We start from the raw sequence: 19,427 nt of genomic DNA on the forward strand, positions 1-19,427 counted from the left end.
AGGCATGCGCGAGACTTAAGATTAAATAAAAGTTGTCTAATGTAGAAATATTAAATTTAGGTTGAGAACCAACCTTGCATCAGACACATGCCCTTGGCATGAACGGATTAGGAGCTGGCATATGAAGCCATCGATATTTACGACTTCCGGGGATAGGGGGTTGTCTCGACTGATGCGTCAAATTGTTCACTCCCGCGATATTGGCCGTGGTCTGTTGGTATGCGTCACTATCGCGCTAGCAACGACGTTTATTGCTGATCATTATGGCGGGCCGACGCTTCTGTATGCGTTGCTGTTTGGTATGTCGCTACATTTTCTGAGCGAGGAGGGATTGTGCCAAAAGGGCATCGAATTTGCCGCCCGTACGGTACTGCGACTTGGTGTGGCTCTGCTGGGGGCACGGATGACGTTTGATCAGGTAGGTGAGCTAGGCATCGGGCCTGTACTCACCGTGATAGGGTCGGTGGCCATCGTTATCCTGTCAGGGGCGGTGTTGGCCAGAATGCTAGGCTTACAGCGTGATCTTGGCTTGCTGACGGGGGGCGCTGTTGCCATCTGTGGTGCCTCGGCGGCGTTAGCGTTGTCGGCAGCGATGCCACGCCATGAAAACAGCGAACGCAACACCATTTTGACTGTGGTCGGCGTGACCACTCTCTCGACGGCGGCCATGGTGATTTACCCCCTGATTGCGGGAGTTCTTACGCTCACTAACACACAGGCAGGGATTTTTCTGGGCGGTACTATCCACGATGTCGCTCAAGTGGTGGGGGCCGGTTACATGATCTCAGAAGAAACGGGAGACACCTCAACTCTGGTCAAGCTGGTCCGGGTTGCCATGCTGGTGCCCGCCGTCATGGTGTTCATGTGGCTTTTTCGGGCATCTCGTCGCGAAGAGGGTGGCGCGGCTAAAGTACCCATGCTGCCGGGGTTTCTGGTGGGCTTTGTGGTGCTGGTGGTGATTAACAGCTTGGGATTGATTCCTGACGTAATGAATGAGGGGATGTCGACATTGTCACGCTGGTGTCTGGTGACGGCTATTGCGGCTCTGGGTATCAAAACATCTTTCCAGAAACTTGCCGTTGTGGGATGGAAGCCGGTGATATTAATGGCCTTGGAGACGCTGTTACTGCTAGTCATCGTGCTTGGTGTGGTGCTTTTTGCCGGTTTAGGGATTTAGTAATCTGAAGGTATTTTTTAATACTTACTATTATTTTGGAGATCCAACGTGAAAATAGGCGCACCAAAAGAGAGTGCTCGAGGTGAAGCGCGGGTCGCGCTAACCCCTGAGAGCGCAAAGCAGATTCAGAAACTGGGCCATGAGTGCCTGATTGAAACAGGCGCTGGCCTGGCGGCGGGCTTTAATGACGACACTTATCGTGATGCTGGCGTTGCCGTTGTCGATAGTGCTGACGCACTCTGGCGCGACGCTGAGGTGGTGATTAAAGTCCGTGAGCCTTCTGATGAAGAGGCAGAGCGGCTGCGCGAAGGCCAAACGCTAATCGCGTTCTTCTGGCCCGCCCAAAACGAAGCGCTGCTGGAAAAGTGTAAGGCACAGGGTGCGACGGTTGTGGCGATGGATATGGTGCCGCGCATTTCACGGGCTCAGAAGATGGACGCGCTCTCTTCAATGGCGAATATCGCCGGTTACCGCGCGGTGATTGAGGCGGGTAACAACTTTGGCCGCTTCTTTACCGGCCAGGTCACGGCGGCAGGTAAAGTGCCTCCCGCCAAAGTGTTGGTGATTGGTGCCGGCGTGGCCGGTCTTGCGGCGATTGGTACTGCCACCAGTTTAGGCGCAGTCGTGCGTGCTTTTGACGTTCGCCCTGAAGTCTCTGAGCAGATCGAGTCCATGGGTGCAGAGTTCCTGTTTCTCGATTTTGAAGATAGTCAGGATGGCTCCGAAAGCGGCGGCTATGCCTCGCCCTCAAGCCCTGAGTTTCGTGAGAAGCAGCTTGAGTGCTTCCGCGCGCAGGCGGCCGATGTGGATATCGTGATTACTACCGCTTTGATCCCTGGTCGTCCTGCGCCAAAGCTGTGGCTGGAAGATATGGTCGCGCTCATGAAGCCCGGCTCGGTGATTATCGATTTGGCCGCCGAGAAGGGCGGTAACTGTGATCTGACCAAGCCCGATGAACGGGTGGTATCGGATAATGGTGTGGTAGTGATCGGCTACACCGATTTTCCATCGCGCATGGCCAGCCAAGCGTCGCTGCTCTACGCCACCAATATCCGCCATATGTTGACCGATCTAACGCCTGAGAAAGAGGGCGTGATCAATCACAATATGGAAGATGACGTCATTCGTGGCGCCACCGTGACCCACCAAGGGGAAGTTACTTTCCCGCCGCCACCGCCCAAAGTAAAAGCGATTGCAGCCGCTAAGCCGAAGAAGAAAGAGAAGGCGCCCACGCCAGAGGAGAAAAAAGCCGCTGAGCTTGCCACCTTTAAAGCGCAAACCAAGCGCCAGGTTGGGCTGTTAGCAATAGGCGGCGCATTAATGCTGCTGTTGGGCCAGGTAGCACCTGTGTCGTTTATGCAGCACTTTATTGTCTTTGTGCTGGCCTGCTTTATCGGCTTCCAGGTGATTTGGAACGTCAGCCACTCGCTGCATACGCCGCTAATGGCGGTGACCAATGCAATTTCTGGCATCATTATTTTGGGGGCGATTTTGCAGATCGGCTCTGGCAGCGCAGTGGTCGGCGTGCTGGCAGCGATCTCGGTGCTGATCGCGTCAATCAATATCGTGGGTGGCTTCCTGGTGACACGCCGGATGCTGGCCATGTTCCAAAAATCTTAAGCGGCGGAGAGACGATATGTTAGGACAAGGATTCGTATCTGCCGCAGCAATCGCGGCAAGTGTGCTGTTTATTCTGTCGCTAGGCGGGTTAAGCAACCAAGAGAAAGCCAAACGTGCCGTTTGGTACGGCATCGTCGGTATGGCGGTGGCGGTGTTCTTTACCTCCTTAGGGCCGGGCATCGGTGGTTACTGGTGGCTGATCCCGATGATGGTGATTGGCGCTGGTATCGGGGTTTATGTGGCAGGCAAGGTCGAGATGACCGAAATGCCGCAACTCGTGGCAGCCCTGCATAGCTTTGTCGGCTTGGCGGCAGTGTTTGTGGCCTGGAGTGCAGATTTAGAGCGTCGCCGTGTAATGGCCGCGCGTGCCGCAGATGGTGTTATGCAGGAGTTTTCGGCGTTCGCTGCATTGGTCGCCACTAAAGCACCTGACGAGCTCACTTTTCTGCAGATCGAGGTCGTATTCGCGATCTTTATCGGTGCGGTGACCTTCACCGGTTCGGTGGTGGCCTTTGGCAAACTGGCGGGCAAGGTGGATGGCAAACCGCGTCAACTGCCCGGTGGGCATATGCTCAATGCCGGTGCGGCGGCTATTTCGCTGCTATTAGCGATTATGTACCTCAATGGAGCAGGCTTCTGGACGCTGATTGTGCTCGCGGCGCTGGCGTTCTTTATCGGCTACCACCTGATTATGGGAATTGGCGGTGCGGATATGCCGGTGGTGGTCTCCATGCTTAACAGCTACTCCGGCTGGGCAGCGGCGGCGGTTGGCTTTACGCTCTCCAACGACCTGCTGATTGTGACCGGTGCACTGGTGGGCTCATCGGGTGCGATCCTTTCTTACATCATGTGTAAGGCGATGAACCGCAACTTTATCAACGTGATCTTGGGTGGCTTTGGTGGAAGCACTGGGCCCGCAGCAGAGATTGAAGGTGAGCAGGTAGCGATTGACGCCGGTGGCGTGGCTAGCGCCCTGAACGATGCCGACAGCGTGATTATTGTGCCGGGTTATGGCATGGCGGTGGCCCAGGCGCAGGGCGCGGTGAGCGACTTAGTGCGCAAGCTGCGTGCAGCGGGCAAAAACGTACGTTTTGGTATTCACCCGGTGGCCGGGCGCCTGCCAGGGCATATGAACGTGCTGTTGGCGGAAGCCAAGGTGCCTTACGACATCGTGCTGGAAATGGACGAAATCAACGACGATTTCCCGACCACCGATGTGGTGATCGTGATTGGCTCTAACGATATCGTTAACCCCGCCGCCGAAGAGGACCCCAATAGCCCCATCGCAGGCATGCCGGTGTTGAAAGTATGGGAAGCCAAGCAGGTGTTTGTTTGTAAGCGCGGCCAGGGTACCGGCTACTCCGGTATCGAAAATCCGCTGTTCTTCAAGGACAACACGCGGATGTTTTACGGCGATGCTCGCGATAGCTTAAATACACTGCTGCCGTTGATTGATTAGATTAATGCGCTATAGCTAACCTTAAGACTGAGCCCGCGTTTCTTCGCGGGCTCAAGCTGCTGACGAACCCCACTTTTTGTGGGGTTTTGTCGTTTAAGAAGCTTATTTCTGAAGCGATCACTAGTGAGGCCTGTTTCTTAGACGTAGCCCATTTAGGTGTTGCTCCAGACAGGTAAGGAAGTCTTAAGGCTGCATATAACGGCTGAGCAAGCCTGAGAACGGCGCCTAAGCGACCGCTTAAGCCGTTGCCAGCGCTATTTTCTTGCAGCGGCTAGCCAGCATTGCTCGCGTACTTTTTCTAGCCCACAGAAGCGCGCATAGCGGTGGCCATGGAGCTGTTTGGCATCAGCGAAGCTGCGTTCGACGGTCTCTTTTCGTCGTTGATACAGCTTTTTACCGACCGGAGTGAGCCGATGCGCATCAATACGTTCCTTGGCCTCTGACCAGACGTGGCGCGTCAGACGCTTGGTATGGTCGCGACTTCGCGTACAGGCAGATAGCGGTGGGCAATGACGGCACTGCTCTGGATCGCTGCGATAGTGGCGATAGCCTTTTCGGTCCGTCGTGGTGTAGATCAGCGTTTGCCCTTCGGGGCACTGGTAGGTATTGGTCTTTGCTTGATAGGTAAAGGCTCGTTTAGGTAGGTAACCTTTGATCTTATTGGGGCGGCGGTAACCGATAACGCCGTATAGGCCGCGCTCTTCCAGTCCTTTGCAAATCGCGGCAGTGAAGTAACCCGCATCCAACCCAACGCCGATGGGTGATAACCCAAAGCGCTGACATTGCGCATCCAGTCGCAATAGATAAGGCACGCTGTCATGCACCGTGGCCGGTGTGGCATGGGTATCGGTGATAATGGCGTGCTTACCATCGACCGTCCGGTGATCCAGATAAAAGAACCCCGTGGGCTTGCCATCGCGCACCATGTAGCCGCTATCAGGATCCGTGGTGCTGACCTTCTTGACCACCTTCGCCGCGGGTGCGCTTGACCGCGGCGTTAAGGCTTTTTTCCATGTTGTTGACGATCCTCCTCGACGGCGGCATCCAGCGCCTCAAGATACAACAACGTACTCTGCGTCACCTCTTGGCGAACTAGCCGTTGCTTATTGGCATTGGCTTTTAAGTGCGTACTGTCGGTGTAAAGCACCTCACCACCCACGAGGCGTTTGTTCATCGCCTGCTCCACCACGGTGTCAAAAATCTCTTGATGGATGTCGCTTCCTGTGAAGCGTCAACGCCGGTTCAGACTAATCGTCGAGGCGTCTGGCACCTTGTTGGTTAGGCGAAGACCCATGAACCAGCGATACGCCACATTGACCTGTATCTCGCGCATTAACTGCCGTTCACTACGGATACCAAATAGGTAGCCGATAAAAAGAGCTTTAAACAGCAAGACAGGATCAAAGGCTGGACGACCGTTGTCCACAGAATAAAGGTGGCGTACCCGGTCACGGATAAAGGAGAAGTCGAGGGTAGCATCGATCTTACTCAGCAAGTGGTTCTGAGGCACCAGCTCGTCAAGCGTGACCATCTCGAGTTCAAACTGTTGGGGAGAGGGAACTTTTAACATGTGCCAATAAAAGCAAAGCGCTGGCGAAAGTGCCAGCGCTTTGTCAGCAATCTGAGCCCGCGTTTATTGAACTGACACCCAATAGTTGTACGGTTGGTTCGCTTAACTGGCGGCCATGGCCTGAGTCCTGTATTGCACGGGACTCAGGCCTTTTAGTTTCTGCTTGATTCGCTGATGATTATAGTAGTAGAGGTAGTCGACAATTCCCCGCTTAGCAAAAAAATCTCCTGTATTGCTCACTGTCATGAAGTTGTCATGGAACCAGTGCAAGGTATGCCTTGCGAAGGCCAGATCCCTACACGAACAGGAGTATTTCGCATGAACCGTATTCTAAAAACCACAGTGCTTGCAGCAGCCGTAATGAGCGTTGTTGGTGTTGCCCAAGCCCGTGAACAAATCAATATTGTAGGTTCTAGTACTGTTTACCCATTTGCCAGTTTTGTGGCGGAAGAGTTCGGTGCGACTACTAACTATCCAACGCCAGTTATCGAGGGAACCGGTTCGGGTGGTGGTCTGCGTTTGTTCTGTAACGGCGTAGGTGCCGGTACGCCAGACATTACCAACGCTTCTCGTCGTATGCATGTTGGTGAACTTGAGCGCTGCATTGAAAATGGCGTGACGGACATTACTGAAGTCTATATTGGAAGTGACGGCATCGCATTTGCTCAGTCTAACCAAAACGAACAGATGGACGTTACAGTTGATCAACTGTTCCTAGCGATTGCTGCTCAGGTGCCTGTTGATGGCGAATTAGTACCCAACCCTTACACGAACTGGAATCAGATTGACGACAGTTTCCCTGACCGTGAAATCGTAATTGTTGGTCCCCCAACGACGTCTGGTACTCGCGATGCGTTCGAGGAGCTGGTGCTGGTAGTCGCTGCTGAAGAGTATGAAGAGTACGGTGACGAAGAATACTCAGACGTACGTAATGACGGTGCTTGGGTAGATGGTGGCGAGAACGATAACCTTATCGTTCAGCGTTTGACGCAAGACACCACTGCATTCGGTATCTTTGGCTTTTCTTTCCTAGAAGAAAATAACGACGTTCTAGTTGGTTCTAACATCAACGGTGTTGAGCCCACTCAAGAAACGATCTCAAGCTTTGAATACCCCGTTGCACGCTCTATGTTCTTCTACCTCAAGAACCAGCACGGTGAAGAAGTTCCTGTGATGTATGAATATGCCGACATGTTCGCTTCTGACATGATGTTAGGCGAAGGCGGTTTGCTGGCTGATCTTGGTTTGATTCTTCCGACCGCTGATGCGCTTGATCAAGTTCAGCAAGATCTGGAAGACCGCAAGCAATTAACAGTAGAAGATCTTCAGTAAGCAGTTTTGGAATAGCACCAAAAGCCGGCAGTTCATACTGCCGGCTTTTTGCTTTTTCAAATAGGTCGTGGTGCAAATCCTATGCGTTAGTAAGTTTGTCACAAAACTGTCACGTTCTTGCCTTAAGGTAGCTCGGCAAACGGATTCATTGGTTAACCTGAGATATCAACGATGCAGACCAACCAGCTATTTTTGATTTTTTGCAGCGTACTTCTGCTGCTGGGGCTTGCAGCCTTCTTTGTCGGGCGAAGCAAAGCCACTCGTGTACGTGCATCAGGATCGTCGATGTATGCACAGCCCGACCAATACGCATGGTTTGCTGTGGTAGCGACGGCCTTTCCGGCCATTTTAGTGAGTGCGGTAGGTGCCTTTATCATGCTCGTCATGGGCAGCGATATACCTACATTTCCCTTACTGTTGACCAGCCTTGTAGTGGCAGTGCTGGGACTTGCCGCTGGTTTGATGTTGATACGCGCCAATTTTCATGCACGCCAGGCAATTGAGCGTGTCATTGTTTGGACCCTAGCGGGCGCTGCCACAATATCAATTCTGACAACGTTTGGGATACTGTTTTCAATTATCGGAGAAGCGCTTAATTTCTTCGAGATGTACAGTTTTTGGGATTTCATTACTGGTACTACTTGGAACCCAGGGGCAAGTTTCTTAGCGGCAGCGGGTCGCGGTGATGGCACGGGTGCAGAGTTTGGTTCAGTGCCCTTGTTTGCCGGCACCTTTATGATTACGGCGATTGCCATGTTCGTGGCGGTGCCGGTGGGTTTGCTTTCGGCTATTTATATGGGCGAGTACGCCCCTACTAAGGTTCGTGCCGTTGCAAAGCCCATGCTGGAAATCTTAGCGGGTATTCCTACGGTGGTGTACGGCTTTTTCGCGGCGATTACCGTAGCGCCATTTATTGTGGGCGTTGCAAACTCTCTAGGTCTGAATGCGTCATTTAATAATGCCCTGGCCCCTGGGATTGTTATGGGTATCATGATTATTCCTTTTATCTCCTCGCTCTCCGATGACGTCATCAATGCGGTGCCTGACAGCATGCGTCAGGGGTCTTTGGCGCTCGGTATGACCAAAGGTGAAACCATTCGCGATGTGGTCATTCCCGCGGCCTTGCCAGGTATTATTTCTGCTTGTTTGTTAGGTATGTCGCGCGCACTAGGGGAAACCATGATTGTGGTCATGGCAGCGGGCATGCGGCCTAACCTCACCATGAACCCATTGGAAGAGATGACCACCGTGACGGTGCGAATTGTGGCTGCCATGACGGGTGACCTGGAGTTTGACAGTGCAGAAACATTGTCGGCCTTTGCTCTCGGATTAGTGCTGTTTGTGGTCACGCTCTCGTTGAACTTGGTGTCTGTCATCATGATTCGCCGTTTCCGTAACAAATACCGCGTCAATAATCTGTAACGCTTGAGGTATCGATCTATGAGTGATTCATTTGACCAAATTAGTCAGCAACTCAAGCGCAGACATCGTAAATCCGCGCGGTTGAAGTATTTATCAATGGGTGCCCTAGGGTTGGCAGCCACGTTTCTAGTGATCTTCTTTGCTGACATGCTCAGTAAAGGTTTGCCAGCTTTTCAGCAAGCACAGGTCAATATTGAAGTTAATTACACGGAAGAAGCCGCAACCAATGGACGGGCGGCGGTAGACCCAGAAATAATGTCTATCGTCAGCCGTAGTGTGGTTCGCGTTATCCCTTTGGATATAAGAAATAACCCAGACCTATTAGGAACCACAGAAAATCGCTGGGTACTCGCCAGCGGTCCTGTTGATCAATACCTAAAGGGTAATCGCGTACGGTTAAGCGAAGATGAGATGGCGGTTATTGATCAGTTAGTCGAAGATGGCCAGGTCGCGCTGCGCTTTAACACCACGTTCTTCTCCCGTGGTGACTCAAAGATGCCGGAGCTTGCGGGGATTATGTCTGCAGTGATGGGTACGGTTATGACCATGATCGTCACGCTAGCCATTGCGTTTCCTATCGGTGTGATGACCGCAGTTTATCTGGAGGAGTTCGCTCCGGATAACAAGTTGACCCAGTTAATTGAAATTAATATCAATAACCTAGCCGCTATACCCTCTATCTTGTTTGGTTTGCTTGGCTTGGCGATTTTTATCAACTTCTTTGGTGTACCTCGCTCCTCACCGCTGGTTGGTGGTATGACGCTGGCATTGATGACGCTACCGGTCATTATTATATCGACACGCACAGCACTGCGCAGTGTGCCTGAGTCCATTCGTCATGCGGCCTTTGGGGTAGGGTGTTCGCGTTGGCAGGTAGTGAAAGACCATGTTTTGCCTCTGGCGATGCCGGGGATTATGACCGGTTCGATTATCGGTTTAGCACAAGCGTTGGGTGAGACAGCGCCCCTGATTATTGTCGGGATGGTGGCATTTATTCCTGATGTAACTGCCTCGTTTACACAAGCCGCTACGGTAATGCCTGCGCAGGTATTTACCTGGTCTGGCGAGCCTGACCGAGCCTTCGTGGAAAAAACTGCTGGCGGCATTCTAGTGCTGCTTGCTGTGTTGATTTCACTTAATGCTTCTGCCGTTTTACTACGTAAGAAATTTGAGCGTCGCTGGTAGGCCAGCCCGTTATAGAGGACATTGCTATGAATAGCCAAGCACCTGTAATGAACGACCAGCATAGACCAGCGGTTGGACAGCCTTATACGACTAATGATAAGGCTTGCCACGACCTGAGCATTCGAGTGCGAGATTTGAGCCTTTGGTACGGTAAAAACCAAGCATTGTTTGATCTTAATATTGACCTGTTCCGTAAAAATGTTACCGCGTTGATTGGACCTTCCGGCTGCGGTAAATCAACCTTTTTGCGCTGTTTGAACCGCATGAATGATTTGATTCCTGGCGTGCGTACTGAGGGGCTGGTTGAAATGGATGGGCGAGACGTAAACGCCGCCAAAATGGATGAAGTGGCGTTACGTCGGCGGATCGGTATGGTGTTTCAGAAGCCAAACCCGTTCCCCAAATCCATTTATGAAAATGTTGCCTACGCGCCGCGCATGCACGATTTGGTTAGCCGCAAAGCGGAGCAGGATGAGCTAGTTGAAAAAGCACTGCGTAGTGCCGGGCTTTGGAATGAAGTGAAAGACAAACTGCAACAGCCCGGTACCTCATTATCAGGTGGCCAACAGCAGCGCTTGTGTATTGCTCGCGCTATCGCTGTACAGCCTGATGTCATTTTGATGGATGAGCCAACCTCTGCTCTTGATCCTATCTCGACAGCGACGATCGAAGACTTGATGGATAAGCTGAAAGAGGAGTTCACCATCATTACCGTGACGCACAATATGCAGCAGGCGGCGAGGGTGGCGGACTACACCGCGTTTTTCCATCTGGGTGAAATTATTGAGTACAACGATACCAAGGTAATGTTCTCAACCCCCGCACAGAAGAAAACTGAAGACTATATTTCTGGTCGTTACGGTTAAGTTGCATTTATCCATCAGGCCCACCGCAAAGCGGTGGGTTCATTTTTTAGTGTTTTTTTTAAATTTTAATATATGTTTTAACATATATTTCCGTTATGTTTTTACGAAATAGATAACTTACTAGCATAGATAAGCTGAGGAGGCTCCCATGGCACTACGAATTGGTATCAATGGCTTAGGCCGTATTGGGCGTTTGACACTGCGTAGCCTATGGGCACAGGTTGAATCGGGTGCGGTAGAGCTAACGCGCATTAACGACCCAGGCGGCGATGCGGCAACCTTTGCTCACTTACTCGAATTTGATTCGGTACACGGTCATTGGTCGCCGGGTTCAGGTATTACCTCTTCCAACAATGCGATTGTGCTTGATGGACGCTCCGTGGCGTTTAGCGCTAACAAAGCCATCCCTGACAGTGATTGGTCTAGCTGTGATGTAGTGATCGAATGCTCGGGAAAAATGAAAACCACCGAAAAGCTGCAGGCCTATCTTGACCAAGGCGTGGGGCGAGTGGTGGTGAGTGCACCGGTTAAAGAGCGGGGTGTATTGAACGTGGTCGTCGGGGTGAATGATCATCTTTACGACCCTGCTGCGCACAAGATCGTCACTGCGGCTAGCTGCACCACCAACTGCCTGGCGCCGGTGGTCAAAGTCATTCAGGAGACCTTTGGTATTCGTCATGGCTCAATGACCACAGTACATGACATTACCAATACTCAAACGATTCTAGACGCCCCGCATAAAGACCTGCGTCGTGCCCGTGCCTGCGGGATGAGCTTAATTCCGACGACCACCGGGTCAGCGAAAGCCATTACTGCGATTTTTCCTGAGCTGGAAGGCAAGCTAAATGGCCATGCGATTCGTGTACCGCTAGCTAACGCTTCTCTTACCGATATGGTGTTTGAGCTTGAGCGCGAAGTGACCGTAGATGAAGTCAATCAAGCATTAAAAGCCGCAGCTGACGGCCAGCTTGCGGGTATTTTGGGCTATGAAGAGCGTCCGTTAGTATCTATTGATTACCGCACCGACCCGCGCAGCTCAATTATCGATGCGCTTTCCACCATGGTGGTCAACGGCACCCAGTTAAAATTGTATGCCTGGTATGACAACGAGTGGGGCTACGCTAACCGCACCGCTGAACTAGCGCTTATGGTAGGCCGCGGGCAGGTGGATCGTGGCTGAATCGCCGTTATTGAAACTGCGTGCCCGAGTAAAGACGCTACCTTTCGAGGTGCGCCAATACATGCTGATTACCGGCAACTATTGGGCGTTTACAATAACCGATGGCGCGCTGCGCATGCTGGTGGTGATGTACTTCCATCAGTTGGGCTACTCCCCACTCGCCATCGCCATGCTGTTTCTGTTCTATGAAGCCTTTGGCGTGATCACTAATTTAGTGGGCGGTTGGCTAGGCGCACGGTTAGGGTTGAATCGAACCATGAACGTCGGGCTGGGGCTGCAAATCGTGGCCCTTGTTATGCTCATGGTACCTGCTGGCATGTTAACGGTGGTGTGGGTAATGGCTGCCCAGGCGCTGTCAGGTATAGCTAAAGACCTGAACAAGATGAGCGCAAAGAGCGCGGTTAAAGTGTTGGTTCCGAAAGAGAGCGCCAACGCTAACAGCTCGCTTTACCGCTGGGTAGCAATGCTGACCGGCTCTAAAAATGCGCTGAAAGGGTTAGGCTTTTTTGTCGGCGGCGTACTGCTAACACTGATTGGCTTTCGCGCTGCGGTATTGGTGATGGCGGTGATGCTTGGCGGCGTATTGGCATTATCGCTTTGGCGGTTAAAGGCAGACTTAGGCCGCCAGAAAGTGAAGCCGAAGTTCTCCGAAATCTTCTCGAAATCACGCGCTATTAACGTGCTCTCAGCGGCACGCTTTTGCCTCTTTGCGGCACGTGATGTTTGGTTTGTGGTGGCACTGCCAGTATTTTTATACGACCAGCATGGTTGGACGCACTGGACCGTTGGTGGACTATTGGCGGTGTGGATTATTGGTTACGGAGGGGTGCAAACCCAGGCGCCGAAGCTAACCCGATTAATTAAAGGTGATGCCCGAGCGCTAACTGCTGGCTGGGCGGCAGCGCTGGCGGTGCTGGCGATCTTACTGGCAATGCTGCCGTTAGCACAGGTGGGGTGGCTGGTGGTAGGGCTACTGGCGTTTGGGGTGCTGTTTGCGATCAACTCCAGCTGGCACAGCTACTTGATTGTGCATTACGCCCGCGCGGATGGGGTGTCTATGGATGTGGGCTTTTACTATATGGCCAATGCCATGGGGCGGTTAGTGGGAACACTACTTTCTGGTTGGCTGTATATGGCCTATGGGTTGAGCGCATGCCTGTGGGTGTCGGCGGCATTAGTCGCTGCCAGTTCCGCGATGGCACTGGCGCTGCCTAGACAAACCGCATGATGCGTTCGCCCAGGTTTGGATTAACACTCACCTTAGGCAGCGCACAGACTCTTGCCTGGGCATCCAGTTATTATCTGCCTGCTATTCTAGCGGTGCCTATGGCCCGCGATTTAGGCATGTCGCCAAGCTGGGTATTTGCTGCGTTTTCGGCTGCTCTATTGTTAACCGCAATGCTTGGGCCTAGCGTTGGCCGTTTAATTGATAAGCAGGGCGGTCGAGGTGTGCTAATGGCCTCGAACGCTGTCATGGCGCTTGGGCTGGTGGCAATGGCGCTATCCCAGGGTGTGTTCAGCCTCATGCTTGCCTGGCTGATTACCGGCATTGGTATGGCGATGGGGTTATACGATGCCGCCTTTGCTACCCTGGGGCGGCTGTTAGGTCGAAGCGCTAGATCCTCAATCACCGGCGTGACGCTTCTGGCAGGTTTTGCCAGCACTATTGGCTGGCCACTCACCGCCTTGCTGGAAAGCGAAGTGGGATGGCGGGCAGCCTGTGGAGTTTGGGCCGTGCTGCATCTTGTCATTGGTCTGCCGCTTAATGGGCGACTGCCTAAAGTAGGCGAGGACAGTGCTCAGCAAGACGACGAAAAGTCAGTGCCGCCGCCGGAGCGGCCTCGCCTAGCGATGATTTTATTAGCCTATGTGTTTGCTGCAGGCTGGTTTGTCTCAACCGCGATGGCGGCTCATTTGCCGAGGCTGCTACAGGAAACAGGTGTATCGCTTTCGGTGGCGGTAGCCGCCGCTGCGTTAGTAGGGCCCGCTCAAGTAGCCGCCCGGCTGGGTGAGTTTGCGCTGCTGCGTCATTTACACCCGCTTATAGCCGCGCGCGTGGCAACAACGCTTCACCCCTTAGGCGCGGCTCTGCTGGCCACAGTGGGAATGCCCGCCGCTGGTTTTGCGCTGCTGCATGGGGCGGGGAATGGCATGATGACAATTGCCTCAGGTACGCTACCGCTGGCGCTGTTTGGCCCCAAAGGGTTTGGGCAACGCCAAGGGTTAATTATTGCCCCGGCCAGGGCGATGCAAGCCTTAGCACCGCTGCTGTTTGGTTTACTAATAGAGCAAAACGGTGCTGGAGCGCTGTGGCTAACCTCTGGGTTGATGCTATTGGCAACGATTGCTCTGCTGTGTGTTCGTGTGCCGCCATCTTCAGAAAAACAGTTCTGAAAAATATCCCAGAAAAAATAGCTCAGAAAAATAGATAAGTTGAATAGCCAGCGATCATTGCCATTGAAAATATGATCGACAAAAAGGCTACCAATAGTTTTAGCTTGAACAAGGAGCGCAATAAGATCAGTTCGGTTAAGCTCGCTCCTGCGCTACCGATGATTAGCGCCAGTACGGTTCCAGCCCCTACGCCTTTGGCCATTAAGGCAGCAGCCATAGGTATGACAGCTTCTGCGCGGATATATAGTGGTACACCAATCACAGCGGCAACCGGAATGGCAAATGGGTTTTCAGGGCCCGCATACTGCTCAAGTAGTGTCGTCGGCATAAACCCATATATTACGCTTCCTATCGAGATACCTACCAGTAGGTAAGGTAATACGCCCAAGAAGTCTGACCACGCTTCTTGCCACAATCCGCGGTATTTTCCTTCTTGAGAAGCTATTTTCCCACCACAAGTAGTCGTGGTCACACTAGATTCGCATGGGGTCAATTTAGCAGCGCTACAGCTGTTTACTGTGGTTCCACAGCTAGATGCCACTTTCGTCGGCTGCTGTCGCACAAATCGATCAAACCCCACTTTTTGCAGTAGCCATCCTGCGCCCAATGAGACGAATAACGCCGCGAGCACATAGATAGACGTTAGCGTTAATCCAAAGTTGGCGAGAAGAAGAACGACAATAATGGGATTTAACAGTGGAGACGCGAACAAAAATACCATCATTGGCCCGAACCCGGCACGCGCTCGGATTAGGCCTTTTAGCATGGGAATTGTCGAGCAGCTGCAAAAAGGTGTGATTGCCCCCAAACCCACCGCTAAAAAGTAGCCTGCACGCCGCTGTGAGCTTAGTAAGGCTTCCACTTTGGAGGCCGGAATATGGCGTTGCAAAACGCCGACGAGCAGACTAATACCAAGAAACAGTACCGATAACTCAACGGCCAGAAAAGCAAACATACCTAAAGTATCTTGAAGTTGGGCGGTCATTTCTATATCTCCATGTTTCTAGTTTTATAGAATTAATTAAGAAGGTTAGATTGCATTCTTTAAGCTTGTCAACGATAATTCTAGAATATTGGAAATATAGAGTGGGGTGGTATCAATGGAGCATGATCATGTTGCGGCTAGCTTGGCCGAGTTGGGGAACAGCCATAGGCTGGCAGTGTTTCGCTTTCTAGTTAAGGCAGGCTATCAAGGGGCATCAGTGGGAGATATTCAGAAAGCGCTGGGTATTCCTGCGTCTACTCTGTCGCACCACTTAACACGTATGGCCAACGTGGGGCTAATTCGGCAGGAGAAACACAGCCGCACTATTATCTGCATACCTGAGTATCAACATTTGGATAATTTGATAGGCTTCTTACGAGAAGAGTGCTGTATGGGCAGTGCAGCTAAGCAAAATGCATAACTATTTAGTTGAGTATTTATAATACTGCACCGTCGACGTATAAATGGCGCAGCTTCCACCAACCTTCTAAACCGACACGTAGGCCAGCGTTGATGAGCTCTGGACAATGTAGACGGTGACATCATTTTGCACATAACGCTGAAACTGCTTAGCGTTATCAGGCTGATGCGCTTCAGCGACGGTGATATTGGTACTCCCTCCGCAGCAGCCGTGTCGAGGTGAAAGGCGAACGGTGATCGCTCCGCCATTCTCCTTAATAAATGCTAATGCGTTGTTATCTATATCAATCACACTGCCCATTGCTCTCCCTATATCTTGGTTACGGCACTAACGCGCTGGAGTGTAAACGGTTTCACCATCCTCTTTGGTAAAGTGTTCAACTGGCTGTTCCAGAAGGATTAAAACTTGTTCAGAGGGTCGGCACAGGCGAGCCCCTTTTTGGGTAACAACAATGGGGCGATTAATCAGAATCGGATGCGCCATCATGGCGTCGATGAGTTGAACATCGTTAAGGGATGAATCATCCAAATTTAGCTCGTCATAGGGTGTTCCTTTACGACGCAGCAGTTCCCGGGGGGGTATCTGCATCATTGCTAGTAACTCGATGAGCTTTTCGCGGCTGGGCGGTGTGTCAAGATAATAGATCACCTCCGGTGTTTCTCCAGAGGCTTCTATCATCGCCAGTGTATTGCGCGATGTACCACAGTTCGGATTGTGATAAATAGTGACGGACATGGTGACCTCAAAATGTCATTTAGGTGGCTTCACCGTCGGGTGCATTGCGCTGTGAGGGAGCCGTTTTAAAGGCGGGGGATATGCGGGTCGGGTCTAGCTGGCTTTTGTAACGAGATGCGGCTTCAGCCCACCACATTAATTGGCCTAGCGTACGACCAAAATAGCTTTCCCAGCGCTCCTGATCTTGAGCAAACTGCCCATCTTCGCTCAGCGCATCTTGCGCCTTAGGAATATGTATCATTGCCGATACCGGCAGGCAGCCAAGCTCTGATAGAAATGAGCGCATTGCAACTGCCGCTCGTAGGCCGCCCCACTGGCCCATCGAGTAGGTCACAATAGCGCTGGGCTTGAATGCAAACAGTGACGCACCGAAATGATTAAGCAGATGGCTAAGCGCAGGGCTCATGGAGTGGTTATATTCAGGGCTGACCATCACATAGCCATCGGCATGAGCGATTTTGTCTGCTAGCGCCGCTAAGTCATCCGGCGCATCGGCTTTGGCATAAGCAAAGTGGGGCTTAAACGGATCACTTAAATTCAGTGTTAGGGGGTCAATTATCTCGGCCGTGGTATCAGGGAGTGATGAAAGCAAACGCTCGCAGGCGTTGGCTACTCGTTCTCCAATACGAGCGGGTGAGGGCGGTGTACTAGTCCGTGTTGAGCCTAAAAATACTAAATAGTGTGCCATCGTACTTGCTCCCAATTAGCTGCTTTGTGCGGGAAAGTAATGCCGGGTGTTATTGGCAATTCTAACCAGTACCAACATAAGCGGCACTTCTACCAGTACGCCCACCACCGTGGCCAGCGCGGCCCCCGACTGTAACCCAAACAGAGCAATCGCCGCTGCGACAGCCAACTCAAAGAAGTTACTGGCTCCCACCATCGCGCCGGGTGCGGCAACATTGTGCGGCACGCGCCAGGCTTTGGCCCAGCCGTAGGCAATAAAGAAGATTAAAAATGTTTGGATAATCAGCGGTATCGCAATCAATACGATATGCAGCGGATTGTTTAGGATCACTTCGCCCTGGAAAGCGAATAGCAGGATCAGCGTAATGATCAAGCCAATGGGCGTTATCGGGCCAACACGCTTCATAAAGACGTTGTCGTACCATTCCGCACCACGTTTTTTGATCAACGTCTGTCGCGTGATGTAGCCAGCCGCGAGAGGAATGACAATATACAGCACTACCGATAGGGCAACGGTGTCCCATGGCACTTGGATATTAGAAATACCCAGTAGGAAGACCACAATCGGGGCAAACGCGAACAGCATGATCAGATCGTTAAGTGCCACCTGTACCAAGGTGTAAGCAGCATCGCCACGGGTCAAATAGCTCCACACAAACACCATCGCTGTACATGGTGCTGCGCCAAGTAAAATAGCGCCCGCCAAATACTGGCTGGCTAATTCGGCGGGAATTAAAGGCCGAAACACCACCATAAGAAAGAACCAGGAGATGGCGAACATAGTGAAAGGCTTAATCAGCCAGTTCACCGAGGTAGTGATGATCAAGCCTTTGGGCTGGCGCCGCACACCGAGTAGCGAGGTGAAGTCGATTTGCGCCATCATGGGGAAGATCATTGCCCAAATAAGAACCGCAACCGGAATGGAAACCTGTGCCACTTCAAAGCGTGACAGCGTTTCCGGTACTGCTGGCAGGAGCTGCCCGAGTAAAATGCCCGCTACAATAGCCAGGGCTACCCAGAGTGTTAGGTAGCGTTCAAACAGTCCCATTCCCTCGGCAGTGGTGGGCGATGCAGTATCTTGCCGTGCTGACATGGAAAGCTCCTTTTTAGATGGCGCGCTGGTTAACGCGTTTAGAGAGTTCTTCAGCACTCTCTTTACGCTCTGAATAACGGTCTGTTAGCAGGTCGCTGCGGTCGCGCACTAACAGCGTAAATTTCACCAGCTCTTCCATAACATCCACGATACGGTCGTAGAAAGGGGAGGGCTTCATCCGGTCGTTATCATCAAATTCCATAAAGGCTTTGGGGACGGATGACTGATTGGGAATCGTCAGCATACGCATCCAGCGCCCCAAAATGCGCAGCTGATTAACGGTATTGAAAGATTGTGAGCCGCCACACACTTGCATCACTGCTAGTGTCTTGCCTTGGGTGGGGCGCACTCCGCCCAGCGAAAGAGGTATCCAGTCTATTTGCGCTTTCATAATGCCGGTCATTGCGCCGTGGCGTTCTGGGGAGCACCACACCATGCCTTCGGCCCATTGAGCTAGCGTTCGCAGCTCGTCGACTTTGGGGTGGCTGGCATCTTCAGCATCCGGTAATGGCAACCCTCGCGGGTCAAAAATGCGTGTTTCTGCGCCCATCGCGGTCAGCAAGCGCGCTGCTTCCTCAGCCGCTAAACGGCTAAATGAGCGCTCACGTAAGGAGCCGTATAGCAGCAATATTTTAGGTGCATGTTCAGTGCTTTGAGTTACCCCAAGGCGCTCGCTGCTGGGGGCTTCAAATATTGCTGTATCTATATTGGGTAAATCATTCAGATGGGGCATCGCGGTCTACCTGTTATGCGCTAGGTTTGGCTAATAAAGCCATCATATACGTTTTTTCATATATTTCTAGTGTAGCTTCCACGCTGCCATATTTTCGTCATGATCCAGGCGTAAGGTTAAGCCATTAATTACATAAGAGGCTGTTTATTTATGTCGAAACGTCGTGTGTTGTTCCTTTGCAATGCAAATTCCGCTCGGTCGTTGATGGGTGAAGTACTGCTTCGGCATATGGCAGGAGGGCGCTTTGAAGCGTATAGCGCGGGTTCAGAACCCGATGAGCCTCATGCATTGACACTTGAAGCGTTGCGCAAGCAGGGGCTGCCTACCGAAGATCTACGCAGTAAGTCGTTGGATGAGTTTGAAAGCGAAACTTTCGATTTTGTCATTGTGCTTTGTGACAAGTCCCAGCAAGCCTGTCGAGATTGGCAAGGGAAGGCGGCCGAAGTGCTATTCTGGGACATTCGAGACCCTCGCCTGATTGGCAAGTCGGATGCTTATGAGCAGGCGTTATTAGAGATTCGTCGGCGCCTTCAGCTCTGGCTGTCCCTCCACACCTCTGATTAACCTT

The 19,427-nt window shown here is 52.1% G+C and carries 18 protein-coding genes and 2 pseudogenes; 12 read left to right on the forward strand and 8 right to left on the reverse strand.

The window, feature by feature from the left end:
- Positions 1–121 precede the first annotated feature (121 nt).
- The 3 genes from ACQKE4_RS12410 to ACQKE4_RS12420 are packed head-to-tail and all read left to right on the forward strand — an operon-like array spanning position 122 to position 4,256.
- A complete protein-coding gene (locus ACQKE4_RS12410) occupies positions 122–1,177 on the forward strand; it encodes a YeiH family protein (protein ID WP_427388680.1) in 1,056 nt (351 codons plus the stop codon).
- A 48-nt stretch (positions 1,178–1,225) separates the two neighbouring features.
- Positions 1,226–2,797, forward strand: a complete 1,572-nt coding sequence (locus ACQKE4_RS12415) for a Re/Si-specific NAD(P)(+) transhydrogenase subunit alpha (RefSeq protein WP_427388681.1) — start codon at positions 1,226–1,228, stop codon at positions 2,795–2,797.
- A gap of 16 nt (positions 2,798–2,813) precedes the next feature.
- On the forward strand, positions 2,814–4,256 hold the full coding sequence (locus ACQKE4_RS12420; RefSeq protein WP_427388682.1) for an NAD(P)(+) transhydrogenase (Re/Si-specific) subunit beta: 1,443 nt from the start codon (positions 2,814–2,816) through the stop codon (positions 4,254–4,256).
- Between the two features lie 254 nt (positions 4,257–4,510).
- Here the strand turns inward: ACQKE4_RS12420 and ACQKE4_RS12425 are convergent.
- Positions 4,511–5,826, reverse strand: a pseudogene (locus ACQKE4_RS12425) (IS1182 family transposase).
- Between the two features lie 102 nt (positions 5,827–5,928).
- A pseudogene (locus tag ACQKE4_RS12430) lies at positions 5,929–6,033 on the reverse strand (IS3 family transposase); the annotation flags it as partial.
- A gap of 111 nt (positions 6,034–6,144) precedes the next feature.
- On the opposite strand from ACQKE4_RS12430, the gene ACQKE4_RS12435 reads away from it, so the two are divergent.
- From ACQKE4_RS12435 to ACQKE4_RS12465, 7 genes are all read left to right on the forward strand, one after another.
- A complete protein-coding gene (locus ACQKE4_RS12435; RefSeq protein WP_427388683.1) occupies positions 6,145–7,158 on the forward strand; it encodes a substrate-binding domain-containing protein in 1,014 nt (337 codons plus the stop codon).
- Between the two features lie 171 nt (positions 7,159–7,329).
- Entirely contained in the window at positions 7,330–8,580 is a 1,251-nt protein-coding gene (gene pstC, locus ACQKE4_RS12440) for a phosphate ABC transporter permease subunit PstC (protein ID WP_427388684.1), read from the forward strand.
- An 18-nt stretch (positions 8,581–8,598) separates the two neighbouring features.
- Positions 8,599–9,765, forward strand: a complete 1,167-nt coding sequence (pstA, locus tag ACQKE4_RS12445; RefSeq protein ID WP_427388686.1) for a phosphate ABC transporter permease PstA — start codon at positions 8,599–8,601, stop codon at positions 9,763–9,765.
- A 26-nt stretch (positions 9,766–9,791) separates the two neighbouring features.
- Positions 9,792–10,631 carry a phosphate ABC transporter ATP-binding protein PstB gene (gene pstB / locus ACQKE4_RS12450; protein WP_427388687.1) on the forward strand — a complete coding sequence of 280 codons (840 nt, stop codon included), beginning with the start codon at positions 9,792–9,794 and terminating at the stop codon, positions 10,629–10,631.
- Between the two features lie 148 nt (positions 10,632–10,779).
- Positions 10,780–11,811, forward strand: a complete 1,032-nt coding sequence (locus ACQKE4_RS12455) for an ArsJ-associated glyceraldehyde-3-phosphate dehydrogenase (RefSeq protein WP_427388688.1) — start codon at positions 10,780–10,782, stop codon at positions 11,809–11,811.
- Complete coding sequence (gene arsJ / locus ACQKE4_RS12460; RefSeq protein ID WP_427388689.1) at positions 11,804–13,039, forward strand: organoarsenical effux MFS transporter ArsJ; 1,236 nt, start codon at positions 11,804–11,806, stop codon at positions 13,037–13,039. Before ACQKE4_RS12455 ends, arsJ begins: the two co-directional genes overlap by 8 nt.
- Positions 13,036–14,205, forward strand: coding sequence for an MFS transporter (locus tag ACQKE4_RS12465; protein WP_427388691.1), 1,170 nt, complete (start codon positions 13,036–13,038; stop codon positions 14,203–14,205). Before arsJ ends, ACQKE4_RS12465 begins: the two co-directional genes overlap by 4 nt.
- A 22-nt stretch (positions 14,206–14,227) precedes the next feature.
- Here ACQKE4_RS12465 and ACQKE4_RS12470 read toward each other — a convergent pair whose 3' ends face one another.
- Positions 14,228–15,190: a permease gene (locus ACQKE4_RS12470; protein ID WP_427388692.1), complete on the reverse strand. Its 963-nt coding sequence runs from the start codon at positions 15,188–15,190 to the stop codon at positions 14,228–14,230.
- 115 nt (positions 15,191–15,305) lie between these two features.
- On the opposite strand from ACQKE4_RS12470, the gene ACQKE4_RS12475 reads away from it, so the two are divergent.
- On the forward strand, positions 15,306–15,611 hold the full coding sequence (locus ACQKE4_RS12475) for an ArsR/SmtB family transcription factor (RefSeq protein ID WP_427388693.1): 306 nt from the start codon (positions 15,306–15,308) through the stop codon (positions 15,609–15,611).
- 66 nt (positions 15,612–15,677) lie between these two features.
- Here the strand turns inward: ACQKE4_RS12475 and ACQKE4_RS12480 are convergent, their stop codons facing one another.
- The 5 genes from ACQKE4_RS12480 to arsH are packed head-to-tail and all read right to left on the reverse strand — an operon-like array spanning position 15,678 to position 18,859.
- Positions 15,678–15,911, reverse strand: a complete 234-nt coding sequence (locus ACQKE4_RS12480; RefSeq protein WP_427388694.1) for a CC/Se motif family (seleno)protein — start codon at positions 15,909–15,911, stop codon at positions 15,678–15,680.
- 27 nt (positions 15,912–15,938) lie between these two features.
- Positions 15,939–16,346 carry an arsenate reductase (glutaredoxin) gene (arsC, locus tag ACQKE4_RS12485; protein WP_427388696.1) on the reverse strand — a complete coding sequence of 136 codons (408 nt, stop codon included), beginning with the start codon at positions 16,344–16,346 and terminating at the stop codon, positions 15,939–15,941.
- Between the two features lie 19 nt (positions 16,347–16,365).
- Complete coding sequence (locus ACQKE4_RS12490) at positions 16,366–17,034, reverse strand: NADPH-dependent FMN reductase (RefSeq protein ID WP_427388697.1); 669 nt, start codon at positions 17,032–17,034, stop codon at positions 16,366–16,368.
- Positions 17,035–17,049: 15 nt separating this feature from the next.
- Positions 17,050–18,126 (reverse strand): ACR3 family arsenite efflux transporter, encoded by a 1,077-nt coding sequence (gene arsB, locus ACQKE4_RS12495; RefSeq protein ID WP_427388699.1) that lies wholly within the window; start codon positions 18,124–18,126, stop codon positions 17,050–17,052.
- Between the two features lie 13 nt (positions 18,127–18,139).
- Positions 18,140–18,859, reverse strand: coding sequence for an arsenical resistance protein ArsH (gene arsH / locus ACQKE4_RS12500; RefSeq protein WP_427388700.1), 720 nt, complete (start codon positions 18,857–18,859; stop codon positions 18,140–18,142).
- 150 nt (positions 18,860–19,009) lie between these two features.
- Between arsH and ACQKE4_RS12505 the strand changes: the two genes are divergently transcribed.
- Complete coding sequence (locus ACQKE4_RS12505; protein WP_427388701.1) at positions 19,010–19,423, forward strand: arsenate reductase ArsC; 414 nt, start codon at positions 19,010–19,012, stop codon at positions 19,421–19,423.
- Positions 19,424–19,427: the final 4 nt, after the last annotated feature.

The sequence above is a fragment of the Halomonas sp. NPDC076908 genome (assembly GCF_050269715.1).
Taxonomy (GTDB): Bacteria; Pseudomonadota; Gammaproteobacteria; order Pseudomonadales; family Halomonadaceae; genus Vreelandella.

Excerpts from the sequence above, each read along its gene's own strand:
- ACQKE4_RS12420 (WP_427388682.1), top strand. The coding sequence starts at position 2,814 with ATGTTAGGACAAGGATTCGTATCTGCCGCAGCAATCGCGGCAAGTGTG.
- arsB (WP_427388699.1), bottom strand. The coding sequence starts at position 18,126 with ATGTCAGCACGGCAAGATACTGCATCGCCCACCACTGCCGAGGGAATG.
- ACQKE4_RS12505 (WP_427388701.1), top strand. The coding sequence starts at position 19,010 with ATGTCGAAACGTCGTGTGTTGTTCCTTTGCAATGCAAATTCCGCTCGG.
- ACQKE4_RS12475 (WP_427388693.1), top strand. The coding sequence starts at position 15,306 with ATGGAGCATGATCATGTTGCGGCTAGCTTGGCCGAGTTGGGGAACAGC.
- pstC (WP_427388684.1), top strand. The coding sequence starts at position 7,330 with ATGCAGACCAACCAGCTATTTTTGATTTTTTGCAGCGTACTTCTGCTG.
- ACQKE4_RS12465 (WP_427388691.1), top strand. The coding sequence starts at position 13,036 with ATGATGCGTTCGCCCAGGTTTGGATTAACACTCACCTTAGGCAGCGCA.
- ACQKE4_RS12470 (WP_427388692.1), bottom strand. The coding sequence starts at position 15,190 with ATGACCGCCCAACTTCAAGATACTTTAGGTATGTTTGCTTTTCTGGCC.
- ACQKE4_RS12480 (WP_427388694.1), bottom strand. The coding sequence starts at position 15,911 with ATGGGCAGTGTGATTGATATAGATAACAACGCATTAGCATTTATTAAG.
- ACQKE4_RS12410 (WP_427388680.1), top strand. The coding sequence starts at position 122 with ATGAAGCCATCGATATTTACGACTTCCGGGGATAGGGGGTTGTCTCGA.
- pstB (WP_427388687.1), top strand. The coding sequence starts at position 9,792 with ATGAATAGCCAAGCACCTGTAATGAACGACCAGCATAGACCAGCGGTT.
- ACQKE4_RS12435 (WP_427388683.1), top strand. The coding sequence starts at position 6,145 with ATGAACCGTATTCTAAAAACCACAGTGCTTGCAGCAGCCGTAATGAGC.
- ACQKE4_RS12455 (WP_427388688.1), top strand. The coding sequence starts at position 10,780 with ATGGCACTACGAATTGGTATCAATGGCTTAGGCCGTATTGGGCGTTTG.
- pstA (WP_427388686.1), top strand. The coding sequence starts at position 8,599 with ATGAGTGATTCATTTGACCAAATTAGTCAGCAACTCAAGCGCAGACAT.
- arsH (WP_427388700.1), bottom strand. The coding sequence starts at position 18,859 with ATGCCCCATCTGAATGATTTACCCAATATAGATACAGCAATATTTGAA.
- ACQKE4_RS12490 (WP_427388697.1), bottom strand. The coding sequence starts at position 17,034 with ATGGCACACTATTTAGTATTTTTAGGCTCAACACGGACTAGTACACCG.
- arsC (WP_427388696.1), bottom strand. The coding sequence starts at position 16,346 with ATGTCCGTCACTATTTATCACAATCCGAACTGTGGTACATCGCGCAAT.